The organism is Blastococcus sp. TF02-09 (assembly GCF_003319105.1).
Classification (GTDB): domain Bacteria; phylum Actinomycetota; class Actinomycetes; order Mycobacteriales; family Geodermatophilaceae; genus Blastococcus.
This window is the reverse complement of the sequence record NZ_QOHH01000009.1, coordinates 119,061-142,863: the sequence shown is the minus strand read 5'-3', so window position 1 is coordinate 142,863 and position 23,803 is coordinate 119,061. Positions and strand designations below refer to the sequence as shown.

Annotated in this window: 21 protein-coding genes and 1 pseudogene; 10 read left to right on the top strand and 12 right to left on the bottom strand. The window is 75.6% G+C overall.

What is annotated here, in order from left to right; genetic code table 11:
- Positions 1–16: 16 nt before the first annotated feature.
- The 4 genes from DQ239_RS14770 to DQ239_RS14755 all read right to left on the bottom strand — a co-directional run bounded on the left by DQ239_RS14770 (position 17) and on the right by DQ239_RS14755 (position 5,359).
- The gene (locus DQ239_RS14770) at positions 17–1,081 is read right to left on the bottom strand and encodes an acyl-CoA dehydrogenase family protein (protein WP_113835176.1); all 1,065 of its coding nucleotides are present in this window, start codon (positions 1,079–1,081) and stop codon (positions 17–19) included.
- On the bottom strand, positions 1,078–2,238 hold the full coding sequence (locus DQ239_RS14765) for an acyl-CoA dehydrogenase family protein (protein ID WP_113835175.1): 1,161 nt from the start codon (positions 2,236–2,238) through the stop codon (positions 1,078–1,080). Before DQ239_RS14765 ends, DQ239_RS14770 begins: the two co-directional genes overlap by 4 nt.
- A gap of 71 nt (positions 2,239–2,309) precedes the next feature.
- The gene (locus tag DQ239_RS14760) at positions 2,310–4,556 is read right to left on the bottom strand and encodes a SpoIIE family protein phosphatase (RefSeq protein WP_233489265.1); all 2,247 of its coding nucleotides are present in this window, start codon (positions 4,554–4,556) and stop codon (positions 2,310–2,312) included.
- Positions 4,557–4,558: 2 nt separating this feature from the next.
- Positions 4,559–5,359: an alpha/beta hydrolase gene (locus DQ239_RS14755; RefSeq protein ID WP_233489262.1), complete on the bottom strand. Its 801-nt coding sequence runs from the start codon at positions 5,357–5,359 to the stop codon at positions 4,559–4,561.
- A 231-nt stretch (positions 5,360–5,590) separates the two neighbouring features.
- Between DQ239_RS14755 and DQ239_RS14750 the strand changes: the two genes are divergently transcribed.
- Positions 5,591–6,349, top strand: coding sequence for a hemerythrin domain-containing protein (locus DQ239_RS14750; protein WP_113835174.1), 759 nt, complete (start codon positions 5,591–5,593; stop codon positions 6,347–6,349).
- A 10-nt stretch (positions 6,350–6,359) separates the two neighbouring features.
- Here DQ239_RS14750 and DQ239_RS20405 read toward each other — a convergent pair whose 3' ends face one another.
- Positions 6,360–6,506 carry a hypothetical protein gene (locus DQ239_RS20405; RefSeq protein WP_158544849.1) on the bottom strand — a complete coding sequence of 49 codons (147 nt, stop codon included), beginning with the start codon at positions 6,504–6,506 and terminating at the stop codon, positions 6,360–6,362.
- Positions 6,507–6,633: 127 nt separating this feature from the next.
- Between DQ239_RS20405 and DQ239_RS14745 the strand changes: the two genes are divergently transcribed.
- Positions 6,634–7,287: an alpha/beta hydrolase gene (locus tag DQ239_RS14745; protein ID WP_113835226.1), complete on the top strand. Its 654-nt coding sequence runs from the start codon at positions 6,634–6,636 to the stop codon at positions 7,285–7,287.
- A gap of 131 nt (positions 7,288–7,418) precedes the next feature.
- A complete protein-coding gene (locus tag DQ239_RS14740; protein ID WP_233489259.1) occupies positions 7,419–9,668 on the top strand; it encodes a helicase in 2,250 nt (749 codons plus the stop codon).
- On the opposite strand, the gene DQ239_RS14735 is transcribed toward DQ239_RS14740, so the two are convergent.
- Positions 9,665–10,882 (bottom strand): cytochrome P450, encoded by a 1,218-nt coding sequence (locus DQ239_RS14735; protein WP_113835173.1) that lies wholly within the window; start codon positions 10,880–10,882, stop codon positions 9,665–9,667. The genes DQ239_RS14740 and DQ239_RS14735 overlap by 4 nt on opposite strands.
- 40 nt (positions 10,883–10,922) lie before the next feature.
- Entirely contained in the window at positions 10,923–11,567 is a 645-nt protein-coding gene (locus DQ239_RS14730) for a hypothetical protein (RefSeq protein WP_113835172.1), read from the bottom strand.
- A 100-nt stretch (positions 11,568–11,667) separates the two neighbouring features.
- Between DQ239_RS14730 and DQ239_RS21315 the strand changes: the two are divergent.
- Positions 11,668–11,874: pseudogene (locus DQ239_RS21315) on the top strand (DUF1206 domain-containing protein); the annotation flags it as partial.
- A gap of 241 nt (positions 11,875–12,115) precedes the next feature.
- Complete coding sequence (locus DQ239_RS20990; RefSeq protein ID WP_233489258.1) at positions 12,116–12,505, top strand: DUF1206 domain-containing protein; 390 nt, start codon at positions 12,116–12,118, stop codon at positions 12,503–12,505.
- Between the two features lie 182 nt (positions 12,506–12,687).
- Here DQ239_RS20990 and fabG read toward each other — a convergent pair whose 3' ends face one another.
- From fabG to DQ239_RS20400, 3 genes are all read right to left on the bottom strand, one after another.
- Positions 12,688–13,437 (bottom strand): 3-oxoacyl-ACP reductase FabG, encoded by a 750-nt coding sequence (gene fabG / locus DQ239_RS14720; RefSeq protein ID WP_113835171.1) that lies wholly within the window; start codon positions 13,435–13,437, stop codon positions 12,688–12,690.
- Between the two features lie 29 nt (positions 13,438–13,466).
- Positions 13,467–14,681, bottom strand: coding sequence for an acetyl-CoA C-acetyltransferase (locus DQ239_RS14715; RefSeq protein WP_113835170.1), 1,215 nt, complete (start codon positions 14,679–14,681; stop codon positions 13,467–13,469).
- A gap of 168 nt (positions 14,682–14,849) precedes the next feature.
- Positions 14,850–15,200, bottom strand: a complete 351-nt coding sequence (locus DQ239_RS20400; RefSeq protein ID WP_158544848.1) for an STAS domain-containing protein — start codon at positions 15,198–15,200, stop codon at positions 14,850–14,852.
- 229 nt (positions 15,201–15,429) lie between these two features.
- On the opposite strand from DQ239_RS20400, the gene DQ239_RS14705 reads away from it, so the two are divergent.
- Positions 15,430–15,753: a hypothetical protein gene (locus tag DQ239_RS14705; RefSeq protein WP_113835168.1), complete on the top strand. Its 324-nt coding sequence runs from the start codon at positions 15,430–15,432 to the stop codon at positions 15,751–15,753.
- Between the two features lie 241 nt (positions 15,754–15,994).
- On the top strand, positions 15,995–16,363 hold the full coding sequence (locus DQ239_RS14700; RefSeq protein ID WP_113835167.1) for a hypothetical protein: 369 nt from the start codon (positions 15,995–15,997) through the stop codon (positions 16,361–16,363).
- On the opposite strand, the gene DQ239_RS14695 is transcribed toward DQ239_RS14700, so the two are convergent.
- The gene (locus tag DQ239_RS14695; RefSeq protein ID WP_113835166.1) at positions 16,357–19,350 is read right to left on the bottom strand and encodes a hypothetical protein; all 2,994 of its coding nucleotides are present in this window, start codon (positions 19,348–19,350) and stop codon (positions 16,357–16,359) included. The two genes, DQ239_RS14700 and DQ239_RS14695, sit on opposite strands and share 7 nt — an antisense overlap.
- A gap of 125 nt (positions 19,351–19,475) precedes the next feature.
- Here DQ239_RS14695 and DQ239_RS14690 point away from each other — a divergent pair, with 125 nt between their 5' ends.
- Positions 19,476–19,907 carry an ATP-binding protein gene (locus tag DQ239_RS14690; RefSeq protein WP_147252133.1) on the top strand — a complete coding sequence of 144 codons (432 nt, stop codon included), beginning with the start codon at positions 19,476–19,478 and terminating at the stop codon, positions 19,905–19,907.
- Between the two features lie 13 nt (positions 19,908–19,920).
- On the opposite strand, the gene DQ239_RS14685 is transcribed toward DQ239_RS14690, so the two are convergent.
- Complete coding sequence (locus DQ239_RS14685; protein ID WP_113835164.1) at positions 19,921–20,454, bottom strand: hypothetical protein; 534 nt, start codon at positions 20,452–20,454, stop codon at positions 19,921–19,923.
- Positions 20,455–20,559: 105 nt separating this feature from the next.
- Between DQ239_RS14685 and DQ239_RS14680 the strand changes: the two genes are divergently transcribed.
- Positions 20,560–22,113, top strand: coding sequence for an aldehyde dehydrogenase family protein (locus DQ239_RS14680; protein ID WP_113835163.1), 1,554 nt, complete (start codon positions 20,560–20,562; stop codon positions 22,111–22,113).
- Positions 22,113–23,726: a choline dehydrogenase gene (locus tag DQ239_RS14675; RefSeq protein WP_113835162.1), complete on the top strand. Its 1,614-nt coding sequence runs from the start codon at positions 22,113–22,115 to the stop codon at positions 23,724–23,726. Before DQ239_RS14680 ends, DQ239_RS14675 begins: the two co-directional genes overlap by 1 nt.
- Positions 23,727–23,803 lie beyond the last annotated feature (77 nt).

Genomic DNA, 23,803 nt, shown 5'->3' with positions numbered 1-23,803 from the left:
CAAGAGGAGCAGGCGGTCAGACCGCCCGCGTGAGCGCCGGCCAGAGACCGTCCGGCCCCTCGGCCAGCAGCCCCTCGGCCAGCACGCGCGACCAGTACAGCTCGCTGCCGGCCTCGTCCCGCCACGACCACAGCCGCTTGGTCAGGTGGTGCAGCTTGTGCTCCTGGGTGAACCCGATGGCCCCGTGCACCTGGTGGGCCAGCCGGGCGACGACCTCCACCGCCGCCCCGGCGCGCACCTTGGCCGCCGCCGCAGCGAGGGGGAAGGTGGCGTCGCCGTGGGCCAGCGCCTGCACCGCGGCGTCGGTCAGCGCGGTCACCGCCGTCACCTCGCCCGCCATCTCGGCGAGCTCCATCTGGATGGCCTGGAACTTCGCCAGGGCCCGGCCGAACTGCTGCCGCTCCCCCGCGTACTGCACCGTCCAGGCCAGCACCTGCTCCAGCGCCGCCGCCAGCTGCACCGACCGCGTCAGCGCGAAGCGGGCCTTCAGCTCGTCCACCTGCGCCGAGGTCAGCAGCGCACCCGAGGCCGCCACGTCGTCCAGCACCAGGGAGCCGCGCGGCTCCCCCGCGAGGTTCGCCGCGTCCGTCGCCTCGGAGCCCGCGACGTCGACGAGCGCCAGCACCGGCCCCGCGGCCCCGGCGGCCAGGACGACGAGGTGCCGGGCCGCGCCGCTCCACGCCACGTCGGTGACCGTGCCGCTGAGGGTGAACCGCCCGGGCCCGTCGCCGTCGTCCGACGCGTGCGCGGTGACCGCCGGACCGAGGGCGAAGGTCATCGGCTCCTCGACCGGCGGGAGGTCGAGGTCCGCGGCCACCACGGCCGGGCCGGCGAACAGGAGGTGCTCGGCCACCGGCACCGCACCGGCCCCCGCGGTCAGCGTCCGGACGATCGCCACGGCGTCGGCCAGGTCGCCCCCGGAGCCCCCGGCCTCTTCGGGCAGACCGACCCCGGTCAGCCCGTTCTCGGCCAGCGCGGTCCACAGCGGGGCGTCCCACCGGCGCTCGGGCGTCGGGTCGAACGGCTCGTGCTTCGCCAGCAGACCGCGGACGGTCTCGACCACCAGGTCCTGATCACTCATCGCAGGCCCAATCCTCGTGCCACGATCCCGCGCAGGATCTCGTTGGTGCCGCCGCGCAGCGTGAAGCCCGGCTGGTGCAGCTGCGCCTCGGCCAGCGCCCGCGCCAGCGGGTCCGGCGACTCTAGCGAGGGCAGCACGTCGACCACCTTCCGGACCTCCTCGATGACGTCGGCCTCGAACGTCGTCCCCACGTCCTTGACCAGGGCCGCGGGGATGTTGGGCAGCTCGCCGCGGTCCAGCGCCGCCGCGATGCGCAGCGACATCTGGCGCAGCGCGAGCACCCGCGCCGACAGCCGGCCGAGTGCCGCGAGTCCGGCGGGGTCCTGCGTCTCCGCCACCCGCCGGCCGAACTCGGCGATCAGTGGATAGGTCGACAGGAACCGCTCCGGCCCGGACCGCTCGAAGGCCAGCTCCGCGGTCACCTGGTGCCAGCCGTTGCCCTCCTCGCCGAGCAGCATGTCGGCGGGGACGACGACGTCCTTGAACACGACCTCGTTGAAGTGGTGCCCGCCGTCGAGGATGCGGATCGGGTTGATCGTGATGCCGGGCAGCGAGAGGTCGACGAGCAGCTGCGACATGCCCGCGTGCCGGTTGCTCGTGTCCACGGGCGCGGTGCGCACCAGCACGATGCCGTAGTGGGAGACGTGCGCGTTCGACGTCCACACCTTGGCGCCGTTGACCACGAAGTCGCCGGCCTCGTTGCGCGTCGCCCGCGTGCGGATCGAGGCGAGGTCCGACCCGGAGTCCGGCTCGCTCATCCCGATGACGAAGTAGCACTCGCCGCGGGCGATGCGCGGCAGGATCTCCTGCCGCTGCTTCTCCGTGCCGTACTGCAGCAGGTTCGGGCCGGACTGCCGGTCGGCGATCCAGTGCGCCGCGACCGGCGCGCCGGCGGCCAGCAGCTCCTCGGTGACGGCGTAGCGCTCCATCGCCGAGCGCTCGTGGCCGCCGTACTCCTTCGGCCAGGTCATGCCCAGCCAGCCGCGCTCGCCGAGCTTGCGGGAGAACTCCGGGTCGACGCCGGACAGCCAGGTGTCCACGTGGGTGCGGAAGGAACCCGCGGCCAGCTCCTCGGCGAGGAAGTCCCGGACCTCGGCCCGCACCCGCTCGGCGGCCTCGGACCGCGGTGCGGGCGCCAGTGTCAACGGGTTGCTCATGCGACTCCCAGCTCCAGGTGGACTGTCCTGCTCGGTTCTACAGGGTGCCCGGGCGCCCTGCCGCCCGCGGGTCAGCGGCGGGTCAGCACCAGCAGGGCGACGTCGTCGGCGCGCTGGGCGCCGGTCAGCTCGGACAGCAGGCGGGCGCAGAGCGCCTCGGGGTCCGACGTGCCCGCCGCCGACGCCACGGCGAGCAGCCGGTCGAGCCCCTCGTCGATGTCGGCCGAGCGGCTCTCCACCAGCCCGTCGGTGAACAGCACGAGGGCGGCCCCGCGCGGCAGGACGCCGGTCCACTCGACCGCCGGGGACGGCGGCGCGCCGAGCATCCGGCTGGGCCGCACCGGCAGGTACCGGGCGCGGCCGGCCTCGAGCAGCAGCGGCGGCGGATGCCCGGCCGAGGCGATCCGCAGCCGCCCCGAGACCGGGTCCAGGGAGGCGAACAGCGCCGTCGCCATCCGGCGCAGGCCCAGCAGCGGCCAGCCGGCCTGCAGCCGGTCGACGACCGCGCCGGGGGCGGGCCCGTCGGCCAGCAGCGCCCGGTGGACGCTGCGCAGCTGGCCCATCGTCGCCGCCGCGGTGATGTCGTGGCCGACCACGTCCCCGACCGCGAGGCCGATCTCCTCGCCGGGCAGCCGGACGACGTCGTAGAAGTCGCCGCCCACGTCGATGCCGTGGGTCGCGGGGAGGTACCGCACCGCGATGGCCAGGCCCTCCAGCGACGGGGGTGCCGGCGGCAGCAGGTTGTCCTGCAGCGCGTGCGAGGTGCTGACGGCGAGGTCGAAGCGCTGGGCGCGGGCCACCACCAGGCCCAGCTGGAGGGCGAGCTGCTCGGCCACCTCGACGTCGGCGACGGTGAACGGGCCGCGCCGGGCATCGGCCGCGATCGTCAGCACGCCCAGCTGCCGGCCCTCCCCCGTGAGCGGCACGGCGACCACCGCGGTGAGGTCCAGCGCCCGCATGACCGCCAGGTGCTCCTCGTCCATCGCGACCGCCCGCAGGACCGCGTCGTCGACCGTGCGCACCCACTGGGTGCCGCCGCTCTGCAGGGCCCGTACGCCGGGGTGCGAGATCGTCCGGCGCGAGAGATGGCGGGTCCGCAGCTGCTCGGCCAGGGCGGCGCGCGCCGGGTCGCGGTGGCGCACCGCCTGCCGGATCAGGCCCTCGTCGCTCTCCAGGTCGACCATGCAGACGTCGGCCAGCCGGTGCACGACCAGGCCGGCCAGCCGGTCCACCGTCTCCTCGACGTCGGCCGCCCCCGCCAGCAGCCGGGCCGCCTCGAGCAGGAACGACGCCCGCTCCGCCTGGCGCGCCGTCTGCTCGTGCAGCCGGGCCCGCTCGAGCGCCTGACCGGCCTGGCGGCCGATGGTCCACAGCAGGTCGACGTCGGCGGTGGTGAGCGAGGCCGTGCCGCCCGGCCGGTCGAGGTCGATGAGGTCGTCGGGGCCGCGCCCCAGCGCGAGCACCAGCACCCCGAGCCGCCGGCCGTCGGCGGTCACCGGCACGACCACCAGCTCGGTGAGGGAGCCGTCGGCCATGGCGGCGGACAGCCCCGGCTGCAGGCCGCGCAGCCGGTCGTCCAGGACGATCGACCGCACGCCGCGGGCCAGTTCCGAGGCGAGCTGGCTGCCGGCCGCGTGGCGCAGCTCCCGGAGCAGCTGGTCGGGGAGGCCGTCGGCACGCACCGGCTGCAGGGCGGGTGCGGCATCGGGGTCGTGGGGGTCGGTCTCGACCAGGACCAGCGCCGCCCCCCGGGCGTGCAGCGGCTCGCGGCTGCGCTCCACGATGACCGAGGCGACGTCCTCCACGGAGAGGGCGGCGGCCAGGTCCGAGACCACCATCTGCAGCGTCCGTGACCGGCGCTCGGACTCCTCGGCCCGGCGCTGGGCGGCCAGCATGCCCCGCTCGTAGCGCCGCCGCGCCGTGGCCTCGAAGACCGTGGCCCGCATGAGCAGCGGGGCGCCGTCGTCGTCGCGGATCTCCACCGCGTTGGCCAGGCACGCCAGGTCGGTGCCGTCGGCCCGCACCAGGTCCAGCGCGATCTCCCGCACGGCGCCCTGCATGCGCAGCAGCGGGATCAGGTGGGTCTCGTAGTAGACCCGCCCGCCCATGCTCAGCAGGTCCTGGAACCGCGACCCCAGGACCTGGTCGGCGGGCCGGCCGATCCACTCGCAGAACGTGCGGTTGACCTTGACGATCCGGCCGTCGGGCAGCGTCGAGAAGTAGCCCATGGGCGCGTTCTCGTAGAGGTCGGCGGGATCGTCCTCGAGCAGGTGCTCGAGCCGGCGGTCCGGGCCGCCGGAGTCCTGCAGCCTGGTCACGGTCACCCCGTCAGGAAGGCTCGCAGGGCCGCCGCCGTCTCCTCCGGGGCGCTCAGGTGCGGGCAGTGGCCGGTGGCCGCCAGCTGGGTGAACACGCTGCCGGGGATGTGCTCGTGCACGTACCGCCCGACCACCTCCGGCGCGATGACGTCGTCGCTGCACTGGAGCACCAGCGTGGGGACCTGCACCGTCGCGAGGTCGGCGCGGTTGTCCGACAGGAACGTCACGCGGGCGAAGTGCCGGATGATGTCCGGGTCGGTGCGGCAGAAGCTGTTCGTGAGCTCCGCGGCCTGCTCCGGCCGGTCGGGGGTGCCCATGATTACCGGCGCCATCTGCGCGGACCAGCCGAGGTGGTTGGCGTCCAGGACGTCGAGCAGCCCGGCGATGTCGGTGCGGCTGAACCCGCCCACGTAGTCGGCGTCGTCGACGTACCGGGGGCTGGGACCGATCATGACCAGCGCGCCGAACACGTCGGGGGCGGCCTGGAGGGCCAGCACGCCGATCATCGCGCTCACCGAGTGGCCGACGAAGACCACGTCGGTCAGCTCCAACGCGCGGCAGATCTCGACGACGTCGGCGGCGTACCCGCGCAGCGAGTTGTACCTCTCCCGGTCGTAGGCGCTCAGGTCCGACCGGCCGGCCCCCACGTGGTCGAAGAGCACGATCCGGTGGTCGGCCTCGAACTCCGGGACGACGAAGCGCCACATCTGCTGATCGCAGCCGAACCCGTGCGCGAACATCAGCGGCCTGCTCTCCGGCGAGCCGGCGAGGCGCACGCAGTTCCGCTGCAGGACGCGCTCCACGTCGGGCACCCTAGGGCAGGGTCCGGGGGCCTGTCTGCGCCCCGCGACCCGCAACCCGGTCACGGCGTGTCAGCTCCCGGGCACGCAAGGGCGTCGCCGTCGGCGCGCGGGACCCGGGCCGAGGGCTTCTTCCGGAACGCGCTGTCCCGCGGAGGCCGCCCCGTCCTACCCTCGCCGCGTCGTCCCGCTCCGGAGCCGCCCGGACCCCTGGGACGCCGAGCGAGGTGCACCATGACCACTGCCCAGGCCGGTACGGCCACCCGCGTGCTGCCGGTGCCGAGACGGGCCGTCGACGACGTCCTGCCCGCACCGCGCCCGCCGGGCAGCCGCGCCGGCTCCTACCAGCGGGTGCTGCACGGCAGGGTCCGCCGCGAGCTGCGCGTGCTCGCCGACCTGCTGTGCTGGGCGCCGGCCGACGAGCCCGCCCGCACCCGCGCGCTGACCGTCCACGCCGACCTCGTCGGCCGGCTGCTGCTGGCGCACCACCGGCTGGAGCGCGAGGAGCTGTGGCCGGCGCTGGTGGCCGCCGTGCCGGACGGGCAGGCCGCCCCGGCGCGGGCGGCCGTGGCCGACTGGTCGGCGCGGTCGGCCCGCATCGACGCGCAGGTGCGCGACCTGGGCACCGCGGCGCGGCAGTGGGCGGTGGCGGGCACCCCCGCTGCCCGGGACGTCGTGGCGCGCGCCTGCCGGGCGCTGGCCGACGCGGTCGACGCGCACACCGCGGCCGAGGAGCGCGACCTCGTGCCCCTGCTGGACGCGTACCTGGACAGCCGCCGCTGGGCACGGGTCGCCGCCGCGGGCTCCTGCCGGCTGACCGGCCGGGAGCGGCGGCTGGTCCTCGGGCTGGTGCTCGAGGACTCCTGCGCCGGCGACCGGGCCCGCCTGCTGGACGGCCTGCGCCGGCAGCAGCGGTGGGCGTGGCGGCTGACCGGGGTCCGCCGCTACCGGCGGGCCGTCGTGCGGCTGCGGGGTGAGCCCCCAGCTGTGTAGACCGGAGCGGTCAGTACCGGGACGTGCCGCAGTCGGTGCAGCGCTTGCGGACGGCGTTGGTCTCGGTCCGGCAGTTCTCGCAGGTCCAGGTGTCGGCGGGCGCGGACCCGTCAGGAGCGGTGCGGACGGCGGGTCGCTCGAGCGTGCTGGTGGTCATGGGTGGTTCTCCTCCCCCTAGCGGACGCCTCCGACGCTAGGCAGCCGCTGTGTCGGGAAGGTGTCCCCGGAGTTGCGACTTTCCTGTGGGCCGATGAGTTGGCTCACCCGGCGTGGTCTCCTGCACCGTGACGACTTTCGTGCTGGTTCCCGGGGCCGGCGGCAGCGCCTCCTACTGGCAGCGGCTGGTGCCCGAGCTCGAGCGCCGCGGGCACCGGGCCCTCGCGGTCGACCTCCCGGCCGCGGACCCCTCGGCCGGGCTGGCCGCCTACGCCGACACCGTCGTCGGCACCGTGACGACGGCTCTGGGCGAGGATCCGGAGCCCCTCGTGCTGGTCGCCCAGTCGATGGGCGGCCTCACCGCGCCGCTGGTGTCCGATCGGCTGCCCGTGCGCCTGCTGGTGCTGCTCAACGCGATGGTGCCGTGCCCGGGCGAGACGGGCGGCGCGTGGTGGGCGGCCACCGGGCACGCCGATCCGGGCGACCCGACCGAGGCCTTCTTCCACGACGTGCCCGCCGACGTCGCGGCCGCGGTGCAGGCCGAGCCGTTCGAGCAGACCGGCCGCCCGTTCGAGGACCCGTGGCCCCTGGACCGCTGGCCCGACGTGCCCACCCGGGTGCTGGCCGGCCGCGACGACCGGTTCTTCCCGGTGGAGTTCCAGCGCCGGGTGGCCGCCGACCGGCTGGGGCTCCCCGTCGACGAGGTGCCGGGCGGGCACCTGGTCGCGCTGAGCCGGCCGGTCGAGCTCGCCGAGCGGCTGATCGCCTACCTCCCCGGGTGACCTCGCGCGCGCATAATGGTCGGCCGCTCCCACCCGGGAGGTAGTGCACGTCCGACCGAAAGCGGCACGACTTGTCGACAGCTCCGCCCGCGGGCGCCCCTGACTCCGGGATCGCCGCGGAGCAGCCCTACGTGACCGCGCTGTTCCACCGGCTGGACGAGGTCCGCGCCCGCAGCGTGGGCCGGCTGGCCGACGCCCTCGCCCTGGTGCCGCACAACCCGCAGGCGGTGGGCGAGCGGGAGGCCGCCGTCGAGCTGCACAGCCGGCGGATCGTCGCCCTGGACGCCGCCGAGAGCGGCCTGGTCTTCGGGCGGCTGGACCGGCACGACGCCGGGACGCCGCGGTACATCGGCCGGATCGGGCTGTTCGCCGACGGCGCCGACGAGCCGCTGCTGGTCGACTGGCGCGCTCCGGCCGCTCAGCCCTTCTACACGGCGACCGCGCTGCACGACCAGGGCGTGCGGCGGCGCCGGCACATCCGCACCCGCGGCCGCACCGTGGTGAGCGTCGCCGACGAGACGCTGGACATCAGCGCGGCGGCGGCCGAGGGCGGCACCGAGCGCGGCGGGCTGGCCGGGGAGTCGGTGCTCCTGGCTGCGCTCAACGCCTCGCGCACCGGCCGGATGACCGACATCGTCCGCACCATCCAGGCCGAGCAGGACCGGATCATCCGCGCCGACGTCCGCGGCGTGCTGGTCGTGCAGGGCGGGCCCGGCACCGGGAAGACCGCCGTCGCGCTGCACCGCGCGGCCTACCTGCTCTACACCCACCGCGAGCGGCTGGCCCGCAGCGGGCTGCTCGTCGTCGGCCCCTCCCCCACGTTCCTCACCTACATCGCCGACGTGCTGCCCTCCCTCGGCGAGACCGGGGTGGTGCTGGCCCACCTGGGCGGACTGCGCCCGGGCCTGCAGGCGCACGCGTGGGAGGCGCCGGAGGTGGCCGAGGTCAAGGGCCGGCTGGCGATGGCCGACGTCGTCGCCGCGGTGGTGAAGCGGCGCCAGGCGGTGCTCGACCGCCCGGCCGAGCTCACCATCGACGGCATCCCGGTGCGGTTCACCAAGGCCGACGCCGCCCGTGTGCGCAGCCGCGCCCGGGCGGCCTCGCGGGTGCACAACGAGGCCCGGCCCGCCGCCGCGCGGACGGTGATCGAGCTGGTCGCCCGCAAGTACGCCGACAAGCTCGGTGAGAACGTCCTGGGCGGGGCCAACCTGCTCGACCGGGAGGACGTCGCCGCGCTCCGCCGCGAGGTCGCCGCCGAGCCCGCGGTGCACGCGCTGGTCGACCGGCTGTGGCCGCGGCTGACCGCCGAGCGGGTGCTGCGCGACCTGTTCGCCTCCCGCGCGCAGCTCGACGCCGTCGCCACCGGGCTGACCGAGGCCGAGCGGGAGCTGCTGCACCGCCCGCCGTCCGCCCCGTGGACGCCGGCCGACGTGCCGTTGCTCGAGGAGGTCGACGAGCTGCTCGGCATCGACGAGTCCGCGGCGCGCCGGGCCGAGGAGCGCCAGCGGCAGCGCCGGCTCCGCGACGCGCAGGAGACCCTCGACATGCTGCACGGGTCCCGGTCGATGGACGCCGAGACCGAGGACGAGTCCGAGGAGCTGCTGGCCGGCGACCTGCTCGACGCCGAAGGTCTGGCGCAGCGGCAGGAGGAGGCCGACCACCGCAGCACCGCCGAGCGCGCGGCCGCCGACCGCACCTGGACCTACGGGCACATCATCGTCGACGAGGCGCAGGAGCTCTCCGCGATGGCGTGGCGGCTGCTCCTGCGCCGCTGCCCCACCCGCTCGATGACCGTCGTCGGCGACGTCGCGCAGACCAGCACGCTGGCCGGGGCGACCAGCTGGGCGGAGGTGCTCGAGCCGCACCTGGGCCGCGCCTGGCAGCTGGAGGAGCTCACCGTCAACTACCGCACCCCGGCCGAGATCATGGCGGTGGCCGCCGAGGTGCTCGCCGCGACCGGGGCGCCCGCCTCCGCGGCGACGTCGGTCCGCTCGACCGGGGTGCAGCCCTGGGCGCAGCGGGTCGGCGAGGACGCCCTCGCCGGCGCCGCCGCCGAGGCCGCCCTCGAACTGGACAAGGAGGAGGGCACGCTCGGCGTGCTGGTGCCGCACAGCCGGCTGGACGCGGTGAGCGCCGCGGTCACCGCCCGACTCCCGGGCGACCCCGACCGCGCCGACGCCCCGGTCGTGCTGCCGCCCGAGGGCGCCAAGGGCCTGGAGTTCGACTCGGTGCTCGTGGTCGACCCCGCGGCGATCGTGGCCGAGGGCGTGCGCGGCTGGAACGACCTCTACGTCGTGCTCACCCGCGCCACGCAGCGGCTCGGCGTCCTGCACCCCGGCGGCCTGCCGGCCGAGCTGTCCGGGCTGGAGCAGCGCTCCTAGCGGACGTCGAGCAGGACGCCGCTGTCCGGCCGGGCCGGGATGCGGTGCAGCGCGATGCCGAGGTCCTGCTCCGGTGCGTCGAACTCCACGCGGGCCAGCCGGACGGCGAGCGCGGACAGCAGCGACACCGTCAGCTGCTCCCCCGGGCAGCGGTGGTTGGTGCGCGGATCTCCTCCGCCCTGCGGCACGAGCTCGAACTCGCCGATCTCCCGGTCGAGGAAGCGCTCGGGGCGGAACTCGTAGGGATCGGGCCACAGTTCGGCGTCGTGGTTCTGGCCGTAGAGGTCCAGCAGCACCATGGAGTTCTTCGGGATGCGCTCGCCGTCGTAGGACGTCTCCTCGGGCGCCCGGCCGCCGATGAACGGGGCGAACGGGTAGTAGCGGCGCACCTCGTGCGCCCACGCCTCGGCGAACGTCGGGTCGCCGGAGGCCAGCCGGTCGCGGTACTCCGGCCAGCGGATCAGCGCGTGGCCCGAGAAGGCCAGGAACCAGGCGACGGCGGTGGTCGGCCGGATGATGTTGAGCAGCTCGACGGCGGCCACGCGGGGGTCCAGCTGCTCACCCCCGGCGTCGGTGTGCCGGGCGACGACGTCGACGGCGGATCCCGCGGGCACGGTGACCGCACCGCTGCGGACGTCGGTGACCAGCTGCGACAGCCAGGCCTCCCGTCGCGCCCGGGCCTTGCGCGCCCGCCAGTGCCGGGGGCCGCCGGTGGCGAAGCCGTCGACCATCGAGACCAGGTCGCGGGCCAGCGCCGGCAGCTCGTCGTCGTCGACCGGGACGCCGGCCCAGCGGCAGACGCTGCCCGCGATGACCTGCGCGGACTCGTCGAGCAGCACGATGCGGTGGCCGCGCCAGCCCGCGGCGGCGTCGTCCCAGGCTCCGGTGGCGTGCTCCACCAGCGCGGCGATGCCGTCCTCCCGCATGAGCAGCGCGACGAACATCGCCTTGCGGACGCGGTGCATCTCGCCGTCCAGCGTGTGCACCGCGCCCTTGCCGAAGAGCGTGGCCTGCACCGGCTCAGGGATCGCCCGCGCCCGGCGGACGTGCTCCTCGTCGTAGAGGAAGCGCGCCGCCTCCGGGCCCTCGATGGCGAGCACCTTGAGGCCGCCCAGCCGGGTCGGGACCGTACGCCGGCCCAGCTGCCGCCGCTTGTCCGGCAGCCAGCCGTAGCCCCGGGTCAGCAGCTGCAGGCCGTTCTCCAGTCGCGCCATGCCAGGGCCGGTGCCCCGCCGGCCGGCAGGGCAATCGCGCTCAGGCGCCGCAGCCGCCGGCCCCGCAGGCGCAGCCGCCGCACCCGCCACCGGTCGGCGCCGGTGCCGGCCGGGCGGCGACGGCGCGCAGGTTGAGGGCGCTGACCAGCACGGGCACGGCCAGGACGGCGACGGCGACGGCGGCCACCACCGTGGCGGCGTCGGCCGCGCGAGCCCAGTCGTCGGCCACACCGACGACCACCAGGAGGCCGGTGACCAGCACGCCCCACACGAGCAGCGCCTGGCCACCCCGGCGGGCGGTCCCGGTGCGGGTGAGCAGCGCCAGCGCACCGCCCAGGAGCAGCACCGGCACCCCGACCAGCAGCACGCGGGCGGCGGCCGACGCGGAGACCAGGGCGACGACGAGCGCCGCCGCGCCGGCGAGGGCGGCCACCCACCCGAGGGTACGGGCGCGGCCGGCCAGCTCGCCGTCCAGACCCGGCGCCGTGCGCAGCAGCACCGCACCGCGGACGGCGAGGAAGAGCCCCAGCGCGCCGAGCAGCAGCCCTGCGCCGCCGGCGGACCAGGCGATCGACACCCCGGCGACGGCGAGCATCCCCACGCCCAGCGCGAGCCACTGCGGCCACGCGCGTCGGGCGACCTCGCGGGTCGGCTGGGCGGTCAGGACGGTTCCGGCGCTCGACACGCCACCAGTGTCCCTCACCCGCCGGGGCACGGCGGCAGGCACCGGAGCGCTGCGCGTGCCACGCTGAGGCGTTGATCTCCTTCTCCGATCGAGGTGGGCCATGAGCGAGCAGCGTTCGACCGGTGGAGCGCTGAGGGCCGCGGACGGCGACGGCCTGGAGAACCTGGCCCGGGTGGGTCTCGTGTCCTACGGGGTCGTGCACCTCCTGGTGGCGTGGCTGGCGCTCCAGCTGGCATGGGGCTCCACCAGCGAGTCGGCCGACCAGTCGGGCGCGCTGGCCACGGTGGCGGAGTCCCCGGTCGGGAAGCCGCTGCTGTGGATCATCGCGGTGGGGATGGTCGCGCTCGCCGTCTGGCAGGCGCTGGAGGTGCTGCGCTGGCGGTCCGGCTGGTCGGCGTCCGGGGACGCCCGCACCACGGCGGTGAAGAAGTCCGTGAAGGCGGTGGCGAAGGCCGTCGTCTACGCCGCGCTCGCGGTGCTGGCCGTCCGCTTCGCCACCGGCGGCCGGCGGGTCCAGCTCCCAGCAGCAGCAGAGCACCACCGCGGGTGTGTTCGGGTGGCCCGCCGGGCGGTGGCTGGTCGGGGTCGCGGGGCTGGTCCTGGTCGGCGTCGGGATCTACCACGTCTACAAGGGCGTCACGAAGCACTTCCTCAAGGAGATCGACCTGGCGCAGGCACCGCCCTCGGCCACCCGGCTGGTGACCCGGCTCGGCCAGGTCGGCTACCCCGGCAAGGGCATCGCCTTGGGCGTGGTGGGCGGCCTGTTCGTCTGGGCGGCGGTCACCTTCGACCCGGAGAAGGCGAGCGGCCTCGACGGGGCGCTGCGGACGATCCTCGACGCGCCGTTCGGCCAGTTCCTGCTGACGCTCGTGGCCCTGGGGATCGCCGCCTTCGGGGCCTACCTGCTCGTTCGCGCCCGCTACCCCGAGCGCACCTGAGCGCCCGACCCGGTGCGCCGACGCGTCATTCCGGGCGGCAGAACGACGCATCAGCGCACCCTGTCTGCTCCGGGGGCGCGTCGCCGGCCACCTCATGATCGAGCACGATCAGCCGGACGAGGCACCCCGACGAGCTCGGACCCTGCCCACTGGGGTGGGCAGGGTCCGAGCGTGCGGTGCCGTCAGTTGCGCGGGCCGCCGGCGACGTAGACGACCTGGCCGGAGACGAAGCCCGCGCCCTCGCTGACGAAGAACGAGACGGTGTGCGCGATGTCCTCGGGGACGCCGGCGCGGGCGACCGGGATGGCCGCGGCGCGCTTGGCCACGTATGCCTCCCACTCCTCGCCGATCCGCTCGGCGGTCGCCTTGGTCATCTCCGTCTGGATGAAGCCCGGGGCGATGGCGTTGGCGGTGACGCCGAACTTGCCCAGCTCGATGGCCAGCGTCTTGGTGAAGCCCTGTAGCCCCGCCTTGGCCGTCGAGTAGTTGGCCTGGCCGCGGTTGCCCAGCGCCGAGGTGCTGGACAGGTTCACGATCCGGCCCCACTTCGCCTCGATCATGTGCTTCTGGGCGGCGCGGGTCATGAGGAACGAGCCGCGCAGGTGCACGTTCATGACGACGTCCCAGTCGGCGTCGCTCATCTTGAACAGCAGGTTGTCGCGGGTGACGCCGGCGTTGTTGACCAGCACGACCGGCGGGCCGAGCTCCGCGGCGACGCGGTCGACGGCGGCCTGCACCTGCTCCGCGTCGCTGACGTCGGCGCCCACGGCCAGCGCCGTGCCGCCCGCGGACTCGATCGCGGCGACCGTGTCGGCGCAGTCCTCGGCCTTGAGGTCCAGCACGGCGACGGCGAAGCCGTCCTGCGCCAGCCGCTGGGCGGTGGCTGCCCCGATGCCTCGTGCGGCGCCGGTGACGATCGCGACCCTGCTCATGCTGCTCTCCTCTTCTCGGGGTTCCTGCGTCAGGCGACGCGCTCGAACACCGCGGCCAGGCCCTGCCCGCCGCCGATGCACATCGTCTCCAGTCCGTAGCGCGCCTCGCGCCGGTCCATCTCGCGCAGCAGCGTGGCGAGGATCCGGCCACCGGTCGCGCCGACGGGGTGACCGAGGGAGATGCCGGAGCCGTTGACGTTCGTCCGCTCCCAGTCCTTCTCGGTGAACTCCCACTCGCGGGACACGGCGAGCACCTGGCTGGCGAAGGCCTCGTTGAGCTCGATGAGGTCGATGTCGGCGAGGCTCAGCCCCGCGATGGCCAGCGCCTTCGCCGTGGCCGGCACCGGGCCGATGCCCATGGTCCGCGGCGGCACCCCGGCCACGCTCCACGAGACCAGCTTCGCCAGGGGACGCAGCCCCAGCTCGGCGGCCTTCTCGGGCGTGGTCACGATGCAGACGGCGGCACCGTCGTTCTGGCCGCTGGCGTTGCCGGCGGTCACCGTCGCCTCGTCGTCGTCCCGGCCCATGATCGGGCGCAGCCGGGCGAGGGTCTCGACGTTCGAGTCGGGGCGGATGTGCTCGTCGCGGTCGACGACCGTCTCGCTCTTCCGGCCCTTCACGGTGACCGGGACGATCTCGTCGGCGAACCGGCCGGCCTCGGTGGCGGCGGCCGCGCGCTGGTGGCTGCGGACGGCGTACTCGTCCTGCTCCTCGCGCCCGATCTTGTACTCGCGGCGCAGGTTCTCGGCGGTCTCCAGCATGCCCCCGGGCACCGGGTGGTTGATGCCGCCGGCGGTGACGCGGCCGCGGACGAGGCCGTCCTCGAGCAGCACACCGGTGCCGGCCCGCACGCCCCAGCGCATGGCGGTCGAGTAGAACGGCGCGTTGCTCATCGACTCCGCGCCACCGGCCAGCACCAGGTCCGACGCCCCCGACTGCACCTGCATGGCGGCGTTGACGACCGCCTGCAGGCCCGAGCCGCAGCGCCGGTCGATCTGCGCACCGGACGCGGTGACCGGCAGCCCGGCGTCGAGCGCGGCGACGCGGCCGATCGCGGGGGCGTCCATGGTCGGGTAGCAGTGACCGAGCAGGACGTCCTCGACCGACTCCGGCGGCAGGCCGGTGCGCTCGATCAGCGCACGGATGACCGTGGCCGCGAGCTCCTGGACCGGGACGTCGCGCAGCGAGCCGCCGAAGCCGCCGACCGGGGTCCGCAGGGGCTCGCAGATGACCGCATCTCGCACGGGATTCCTCCTGGTAGGTCCGCGGCCCTCCGAGCGGCCGGCGCACGTCGCTCGAAGTGTGCCCGGCGGCACATCAGGGCCTGCAGGCACCCTCCCACGCACCGTGCGCGCAGGCGCACCATGGGCCTAGCAGGTGCCGGGTCCACCCCCGGCCCTTCCGGGGGTGGATCAGGCGACGCTCTGGTCGCCGCGCGCCTCCTGGACCTGCTCGGCGCCCAGGAGCCGCCAGAGACCGGTGATCTCCAGGGGGCGCACGACGGCGCGCGTCGAGGCGAGCAGGCGCACGGGGATCTGCCGCTCGCGGGCCCGGCGGTGCGCCGAGGCCAGCACGCACAGCCCCGCGGAATCCAGGAAGGTGACGCCGCACAGGTCGATGACGAGCTCGCCGACCCGGCCCTCGAGCACGTCGTCCAGGGAGCGCTCGAAGACCGGCGAGGAGGAGGAGTCGATCTCGCCCCGGGCGGTGACGTGGACCGTGCGGTCGAACGTGTCGACGTCGATGCGGACCAGATCGGTCACGGGGGGTTCTACGAATGATGCGGCCATGGTGAGCCTCTCGGGCGGTTCGTACCGAAAACCCGGAACGGCGATCAGACGTGCCCGATGAGCGGCACGCCAGGAGCCGGAGGGCAGATGACGGCTGACTGTTGAACCGCTGGCCCCACGGTAGGAGCACGGCCCCCTGCTGGCAAGGGGCCGGCGGGGACACCCCTCCGGCCCCGCGGCCCACCCGGCGGATACTGGCCTCGTGACGACGAAGCGGAGGAGCGCGGCACGGGTCATCGGCGCGGTCCTCGCGACGGCGGTGACCGTCGTCCTCGTCGCCTGGGCCTTCGCCGCCCTCGACGTCGTGATCGCCGCCGCCGTCGCGATCGCCCTGGTCACCGCGCTGGGCGTCACCCTGGCGGCCAGCGGCTGGGACCAGCACTCCACGTACGAGGAGCGCGAGCTCGCCCGCGCCCGGCGGCGCCAGGAGAAGTGGGACCGCAACGCGGCCGCGCGCGCCCGGGACCGCCGCAAGTGGGAGGCGCACCAGGCCCGGCAGGCGGGCGGCCCGGACAGCGGCGCGTAAACCGCTCGACGGCTCCGCCACCCCTCCCTAGGCTCCCCGGCATGCGGTACTCCGTGCGCCTGCGCACCTCCTGAGATCCGGGCCCCGAGCTCCTCGCACGGCCCCCTCCGAGCCCTCGCGCTCCGCCGGATCCCGGTTCCGCCGGTCCGGCCGCGGCGACCGACGCCGCCTCCTCCCCTCTCCGTCCGTCGGGCTCTCTGCTGCCCGCGGACCCCCGCACCGCCTCGTCCGGAGGTTCCCCTTGTCACGCCCGAACTCCCTCCCCGACGGCCCGGCCGCCGACGCCCGCGCCGGCCTGCCCGAGTCCGACACCGCCGCCTTCGACCGGCTCGCCTCCGCCGTCCTCTCCTCCCCGTCGGCGCCGCTGGGGCCGCTGCTGCGCGCCCAGCTGCCCGGCACCACCGGGGTCCGGTGGCTGCGGCACGAGGGGCTGGCGCCGACAGCCCGGCCGACGGCGCTCACCAGTGCGCAGTGGCGCTCGCTGTTCGACTGCTGGGCCCGGACGTCTCGGGCGCCGCGACCCGGGGCGCCGGCGAACGGGCGCGGGAGCCGCCCGTCGACGCACGGTCACGCTCCCGGAGCCGCCGCCATCCCCCGCTGGGGTCAGTGAGAGGAGTGGAGCGAGTCCTCGGCCGCGAGGTCGGGGGCTCGGTCGGGGTGCGCGAAGGCCTCGGCCAGCGCCTGCCGGAGCTCCCACCGGCCGGCGCGCCAGGCCAGCGCCCGGCCGAGCGCCGCCGGGCTGCCGTCCACCAGGTCCGGCTCACCCGGCCACCAGGGCACCGGTGTCCCGTCGACGGCGAGCCGCTCGTCCACGGCCACCTCGCCGGTCAGCTCGTCCAGGTCCAGCCGGGCCGCCGCCAGCTCCGCACCGGGCAGCTCCGACCAGCGCCGCGCGGGCCCGGAGACCCGCGGACCGCGCCCGGCCACCACCTCGGAGGCCAGCGGCAGGTCCAGCAGGTCGGCGACCGCGCCGGGCCGGCCGCCAGAGGGGACGACGTCGGTTCGCACCAGTGACTGCAACCACGGCGCGTCCAGGACGACGGCGTCACTGGACACCCGGTCGGGGGCCACCCGCACACGGGCCGGGGGCTCGACGTCCACCCCGTCCAGCGCGCCGGCCAGCTCCGCGTAGACCGTGCGCAGCACCGCCCACCGCACCGTGCGGCGGTCGTCGCCCAGCCGCTCCAGCAGGTCCCGGGCGCCGTCCACGTCAGCGATCACATCGGCCACGGTGGCGGGCGGGCGGAGCCGGTCGAGCAGCTCCGGAGCGCCGTCGGCCGGTTCGTACAGTCCCTGTAATGGGCCTGGTCCGGGGCGGCGCAGTCGGTCGGGGAGATCTCCGTGGAGGACGGGGTGGGTGGCCAGCCACCAGCGCAGGTAGCCCGGCGCCGGCACCCCGCCCAGCACGACGTCGTCCCAGGCGGCGGCCGGCAGGTCGGTCAGCAGCGGGAGCGCGGCCGGCCAGTCGGCGACCAGCTCCAGGTCGCGGACGGCGGTGACGACCGGCCACGCGGGCGGCGGCGCGTCGGCGGGCAGCCGGTCCAGGACGGCGTCGATCCAGTCGTCGGCGCCGTCGACGTCGAGGTCCTCCGGGTCCTCGGCCGATACGACCGCGAAGGTCCCGAGGACGCCGGCGCGGCGCAGGGTCCCGCTGTCCACGGTCGCGGCGAACGCGGGGTCCAGGACGCCGAGGGAGCCGGGCTCGAGGACGCCGGCCAGCGGCGACCCCGGGAGCAGCAGCTCGCCGGCGGGGGCCCATCCCCCGTCGGCATCGGGCAGGGCGAGCTCGGCCAGCCAGGGGACGGCGTCGGCCGAGGGCCCGGCAGCCGCGACGAGCGCGAGCACCGCGTCGGCCAGCTCGGCCGGGTCGGGCGCGCCGGGGACGACGTCCTCGACCGCGTCCAGCGACCGCTCCACGGCGGCCCGGACCGCGGGGTCGGCGAGCACGGCCGCCGGGGTCGCCGGGCGGGCCCCGAGCCGTTCCAGCAATCGCCGTGCGGCCGGGAGCGCAACCGCCCCGGGATCGGCCAGCCGCAGCCCGAGCGCGGACAGCCGGTCCGTGGGCAGCCCCTCCGCGGGCAGCAGCACGTCGGCCGGCCCGTGCGCGGTCCGCCCGTCGGCCAGCGGCACGGGCAGCGCGCCCAGCTCCTCGCGGTCGGCGCCGTCCAGTGCCGCGTAGAGGCGCGCCCACCAGCCCGGCGGCCGGTCGACACCGCCCACCGCCTCCACGGCTGCGGCCAGGCCGGTGCGCCGCACGCCCAGCGCGGAACGCGCGGCCTCCCCGGCGCGCGCGGACCACCCGTGCGGCACCAGCCCTGTCAGCACCCCGGTGAGGGCCGTGATGCGCTCCGGGGTGGCGTCGTCGAGCACCGTGGCCCGCGGCGGCGCGATCCGGGTCCCCTCCCCCGCCTGCGGCAGCCACGCGGTGGCGCGCAGCCGATGCAGCACCGCGGCGCACACGGCGGCGTCCAGGTCCGCGCCGGCCAGGCGGAGCCGCGGGACGAGCGCCAGCAGGGCGGGATCGGGCGGCAGGTCGGCCAGGAGCGCGGCGAGGACGTCGGCGGCCGCGGTCACGAGCACGTCGGTCACCGGGCCGGGCAGCACGTGCCTCCGGTCGGGCCCCAGCGGGAAGGGTGCGATCAGCCGCGCCGGGATGCCGAGCGGCTCGTCGCTCGGAGTGGGCGCGTGCACGACCTGCCGTCCGGGCAGCGGTACGGGCACGCCGTCGTCGTCGACCGGCACCGCCCAGGTCACCGCCCAGGCCCGCCGTCCCCGCTCCTCGACCGGCCGGCCCGCGAGCAGCTCGGCCGACAGCTCCCCGGTCCCGGTCGCGACCGCCCACGAGGTCACGACGTCGCCGTCGGCGAGCCGGACCAGCGGCGGGGTGCCCTCGCGGGCCAGCACGCGGCGGGTGCCGTCGGCGACCACCTCGATCCGGGTCAGCCCGGGGAGCGCCAGCAGCAGGTCGGCACCCAGGCCGGTCAGCGCCGTGGCGACGTCGTCCCGCGTGCCCGGCCGCAGCGGGAGGACGACCTCGGTGTCGTAGCCGTACGGCGGTGCGCCGTCGGCGGGCTCCGGGAGCCGCAGCACGGGAACGGCGCCGTCCCGTGCGGCCAGCTCGGCGGCCAGGTCCGGCACCGCCGCGACCGCTGCCCGGGTCCGCGCGGCGCTGAACCGGACCCCGCCGGTGGTCGACAGGACCGCCGGCTCGTCGGTGACCGCGAGCACCGCGGCGAACCCGACGCCGAAGCGGCCGACCGCGTCCGGGTCCTCGCGCTTGGCGGAGGCGCGCAGCGTCGCCAGCCCCTGGACGCCCGCCGCGTCCAGCGGTGCGCCGGTGTTCGCGGCCCGCAGCAGCGGCGCGCGCCCACCGGTCAGCTCCAGCCGCAGCCGGCCCGACGCCCCGGCCCGTACGGCGGCGTCGGCGGCGTTCTGTGCGAGCTCGACCAGCAGCCGGTCGCGGTACCCGCCACGGACCAGGTCCTCCTCGGCGTTCGCGTCCTCGCGGAAGCGCGCCGGGGAGTCGGTCCAGGCGGCCAGGACGCGGCGTCGCAGCCCGGCCGTGTCGAAGGGATCGGCGACGAGCGGGCTCCCCATGGCCCGCGACCCTAGGCCGCCTCCCCGCCCCCTCCGGGTGACCTGTGGTTCGGCTCGGCACCGATCGGGCAGGACGTGCACCGGCGGCCGGTGCACGGTCGCGGGAGCTCGGGAAGGCGGTGTCGGTGGTGCTCTGGGAGTACCTGCGCCCGCCGCGCGGCTTCGCCGAGCTGTGGTGCGAGGACCTGCACACGCTCGCCGAGCTGGCCCGGCTGCGCTCGCGGCTGCGGTTCACGACGACCGGCAGCGCCACCGTGGCGCATCCCGAGCAGGACCACTGGTCCGAACGGCTGGTGCTCATCGCCGACGAGCTGGCCTCCAACGCGCTGCGCCACGGCGGCGCCCCGGTCGCGGCCGCGCTGAGCCGGCTCGGGGACCGGTGGCTGATCGCGGTCAGCGACTCCGCCGCCGACGTCGCGCCCGCCCCGGCCCAGGGGCGCGATCCGGGCAAGGGGGGCTTCGGCCTCTACCTGGTCGCCGACCTGTCGGTCGCGCACGGGTGGACCAGCGTGGGGCGGGTGCGCAAGACCGCCTGGGCCGTCATCGTCGCGGCCTGACCGCCTCGGTCGGTCAGCCACCACCCTCCGTGCAGTCGTCGCCGGAGTGGCAGACCGCTCGGTCCGGCTCGGGCTCCGGTACACCGTCGGACCGCCCGTCCAGGTCGGTCGTCAGCTCCTGCGCCGAGCCCTCGACCCACATGGTGTCCCGAACCTCGACGCCGTCCGGGCAGTCCACCGGTTCGGTGCGCACGTGCCCGCGGTCCCGACCGCCCTCCCCCGGCTCCACTGTGACCTCCAGGCAGGCCGCCAGAGAGCGCTGCTCGTAGGAAAGGCCACCCCCGCGCTGCACCCTCACGCCGATCGCCTCCACCAAGACGACGCTGTCGCCCTCGACCCGCGCCTTCAGCGCGTAGCCGTACGGGTCGAGTGACTCCAGCGCCTCCCGCCCGGTGCTGTATGGGTCGTGGGAGCGATCCTGAAGGTAGTGGCCGTGCCGTGAGTCGAGGCGGTCCTGCAGCGTCCGGGCCAATTCGTCGTCGATCGACTCCGCGCAGCCGCAGAGGAGCGCCGCCAGCCCGATCACGACCACCCGCCTGCCCGGCACGGCTGCAGCATCGCAGGCAGGCACCGGGTGGGTCTCGGGAACCCGATCAGAAGCTTCTCCCTGACCCCTGCGCCGCGCCTGGTGACGCGCCGTAACCTTCGTCTCATGTCGCTCGCCGAAGAGATAGACACGGTCACTAGGGAGTCGGCCGGCAGCGTCGACCGGCACGCCACCTCCCGCACGTTCGACTCCACCGACCCGGCCACCGGGGCGGTCGTCGGGGTCTTCCCGGTGCACGACGCCGAGGCCGTCGACGCGACCGTCGGGCAGGCCCGCGACGCCGCGACCGCCTGGGCAGCCCTGGGCTTCGACGGCCGCCGGCAGCGCCTGGACGCCTACCGCGGCTACCTCGCCCGTCGGCTGCACGAGCTCGCCGACCTCGTGCACCGCGAGAACGGCAAGCCGCACGCCGACGCGATCCTCGAGATCAGCCTCGCCGTCGACCACCTGGCCTGGGCGGCCGGGCACGCGCGCAAGGCACTCGGCCCGCGCCGGGTGCGGGCGGGCATGCTCGCGGCCAACCACGCCGCCTACCTCGAGTACCAGCCGTTGGGCGTGGTCGGCGTCATCGGCCCCTGGAACTACCCGGTGTTCACGCCGATGGGGTCGATCGCCTACGCCCTGGCCGCGGGCAACGCCGTCGTCTTCAAGCCCTCGGAGTACACGCCGGCCATCGGCGCGTGGCTGGCCGCGGCCTGGCGGGCCGCCGTCCCCGACGCCGCCGACGCCTTCCAGGTCGTCACGGGGTTCGGCGACACCGGCGCCGCCCTCTGCCGCGCCGGCGTCGGCAAGATCGCCTTCACCGGCTCGGCCGCGACCGGCCGGAAGGTCATGGCCACCTGCGCCGAGCCGCTGACCCCGGTGCTCATGGAGCTCGGCGGCAAGGACGCGATGATCGTCGACGACGACGCCGACGTGGTGGCCGCCGCCGACGCCGCCGTCTGGGGCGCGATGAGCAACGGCGGGCAGACCTGCATCGGGGTGGAGCGGGTGTACGCCACCGAGGCGGTCTACGACCGGTTCGTCGCCGAGGTCACCGCCCAGGTGCGCTCGCTGCGCCCGGGTTCGGACGACGAGGCGACCTACGGCCCGATGACCATGCCTTCGCAGATCGAGGTGGTGAACCGGCACGTCGAGGATGCCACCGGCAAGGGCGCCCGCGTGATCACCGGCGGCACGGACGACGACGCCTTCCCCGGCGAGGGCTACGTCGCGCCCACGGTGCTGCTCGACGTCCCCGAGGACGCCGCGGCGATCCGCGAGGAGACCTTCGGCCCGACGCTCACCATCACCCGGGTGCGCGACGCGGAGGAGGCGCTACGGCTGACCAACGACACCAGCTACGGCCTGGCCGGCTCGATCTTCTCCGGCTCAAAGGCGAAGGCCCTGGACCTGGCCCGCCGGATGCGCAGCGGCATGACCTCGATCAACTCGGTGCTCACCTTCGCCTCGGTGCCCGCGCTGCCCTTCGGCGGCGTCGGCGACTCCGGCTTCGGCCGCATCCACGGCGAGGACGGGCTCAAGGAGTTCACCCGCGCCAAGGCGATCACCCGCCAGCGGTTCGCCCTGCCGACCAACCTGATGAGCTTCCGCCGGCCGGCCGACGCGGCCGACCAACTCGCCCGGGTCGTCGGCATGCTGCACGGGCGGCACCGCTGATGCGCACCGCGGAGGAGTTCGACGTCGTCGTCGTGGGTGCGGGGTCGGCCGGGTGCGCGCTGGCCGGCCGGCTGAGCGAGGACCCGGCGCTGCGGGTGCTGCTGCTCGAGGCCGGCGGCTCGGACAAGGTGCTCGAGGTCCAGATCCCGGCCGCCCTCTACAAGGTGTGGCGCACGCGGCGGGACTGGAACTACACGACCGAGGAGCAGCCCGGCCTCGGCGGTCGGAAGCTGTTCTGGCCGCGCGGCAAGGTGCTCGGCGGGTCGTCCTCGATCAACGCGATGATCTACATCCGCGGCGCAGCCGCGGACTACGACGCGTGGGCCGACCTCACCGGCGACCGGTCCTGGTCCTACGAGCACGTGCTGCCGCTGTTCCTGCGCATGGAGGACAACGCCCGCGGCGCGGACGAGTGGCACGGGGTGGGCGGCCCGCTGCGGGTCGAGGACCTGCGCTCCCCGCACGAGTGGACGAAGGCGGTCGTCGAGTCCGCGGTGGCGGCCGGCCATCCGCGCAACGAGGACTTCAACGGCGCCACGCAGGAGGGCGTCGGGCAGTACCAGGTGACGCAGAAGCGCGGACGTCGCTGGTCGTCCGCCGACGCCTACCTGCACCCCGCGGCGGACCGGCCCAACCTGACCGTCCGCACCGGCGCCCTCACCACGCGGGTGCTGGTCGAGGGCGGCCGGGCGACCGGGGTCGAGTACCGGTGGAACGGCGCGCTGCACACCGCCCGGGCCGCCGCCGAGGTGGTGCTCTCCGGCGGCGCGGTCAACACCCCGCAGCTGCTCATGCTGTCGGGCATCGGCCCGGCCGACCACCTGCGCGAGGTCGGCGTCGACGTCGTCCACGACCTGCCCGGCGTGGGTGCCGGCCTGCAGGACCACCCGCTGGTGCCGGTCGTGTGGAACACCCGGTCGGGTCGGTCGCTGTCCCGCGCGGAGACCCCGTCGGGCTACGCGCGGTGGTTCGGCGCCCGGCGCGGGCCGCTGACCTCGAACCTGGCCGAGGCGGGGCTGTTCACCCGCTCGCGGCCGGACCTGGCCGAGCCCGACCTGCAGTTCCACTTCCTGCCGGTGAAGTTCTGGAAGCAGGCCGAGGTCGACCCCGACGTCGACGCGTTCACATCGGCGATCGTGCTGGTGGACGTGCACTCGCGCGGTGCGGTGCGGCTGCGCTCGGCCGACCCGACGTGGGCGCCGTCCATCGACGCGGGCTACCTCACCGACGAGCGCGACCTCGACGCGCTGGTGAGCGGGGTGGAGCAGGCCCGCGAGATCGCCGCGGTCGGTCCGCTGGCGTCCTACCTGGCCGACGAGTGGTCACCGGGGGCGGCGGTCACGGGCCGCGACGCGCTGCGCGCCACCGTGCGGGAGACCCTCGAGTCGCTCTACCACCCGGTGTCCTCCTGCCGGATGGGCACCGACGAGCTCGCGGTGGTCGACAGCGCGCTGCGGGTGCACGGCATCGCGGGGCTGCGGGTGGCCGACGCCTCGGTGATGCCGACGCTGGTCCGCGGCAACACGAACGCACCGACGATCATGATCGCCGAGCGGGCGGCCGACCTGATCCGCGGCCGCACCGTCGACCCCGCCCTCGCCACCGCCCGCTGACGCCGTCCCCCCTCTGCTTTTCCGCGGAAAAGCAGCCCGCCTTTCCGCGGAAAAGCAGGGACTTTCGGTACTGAAAG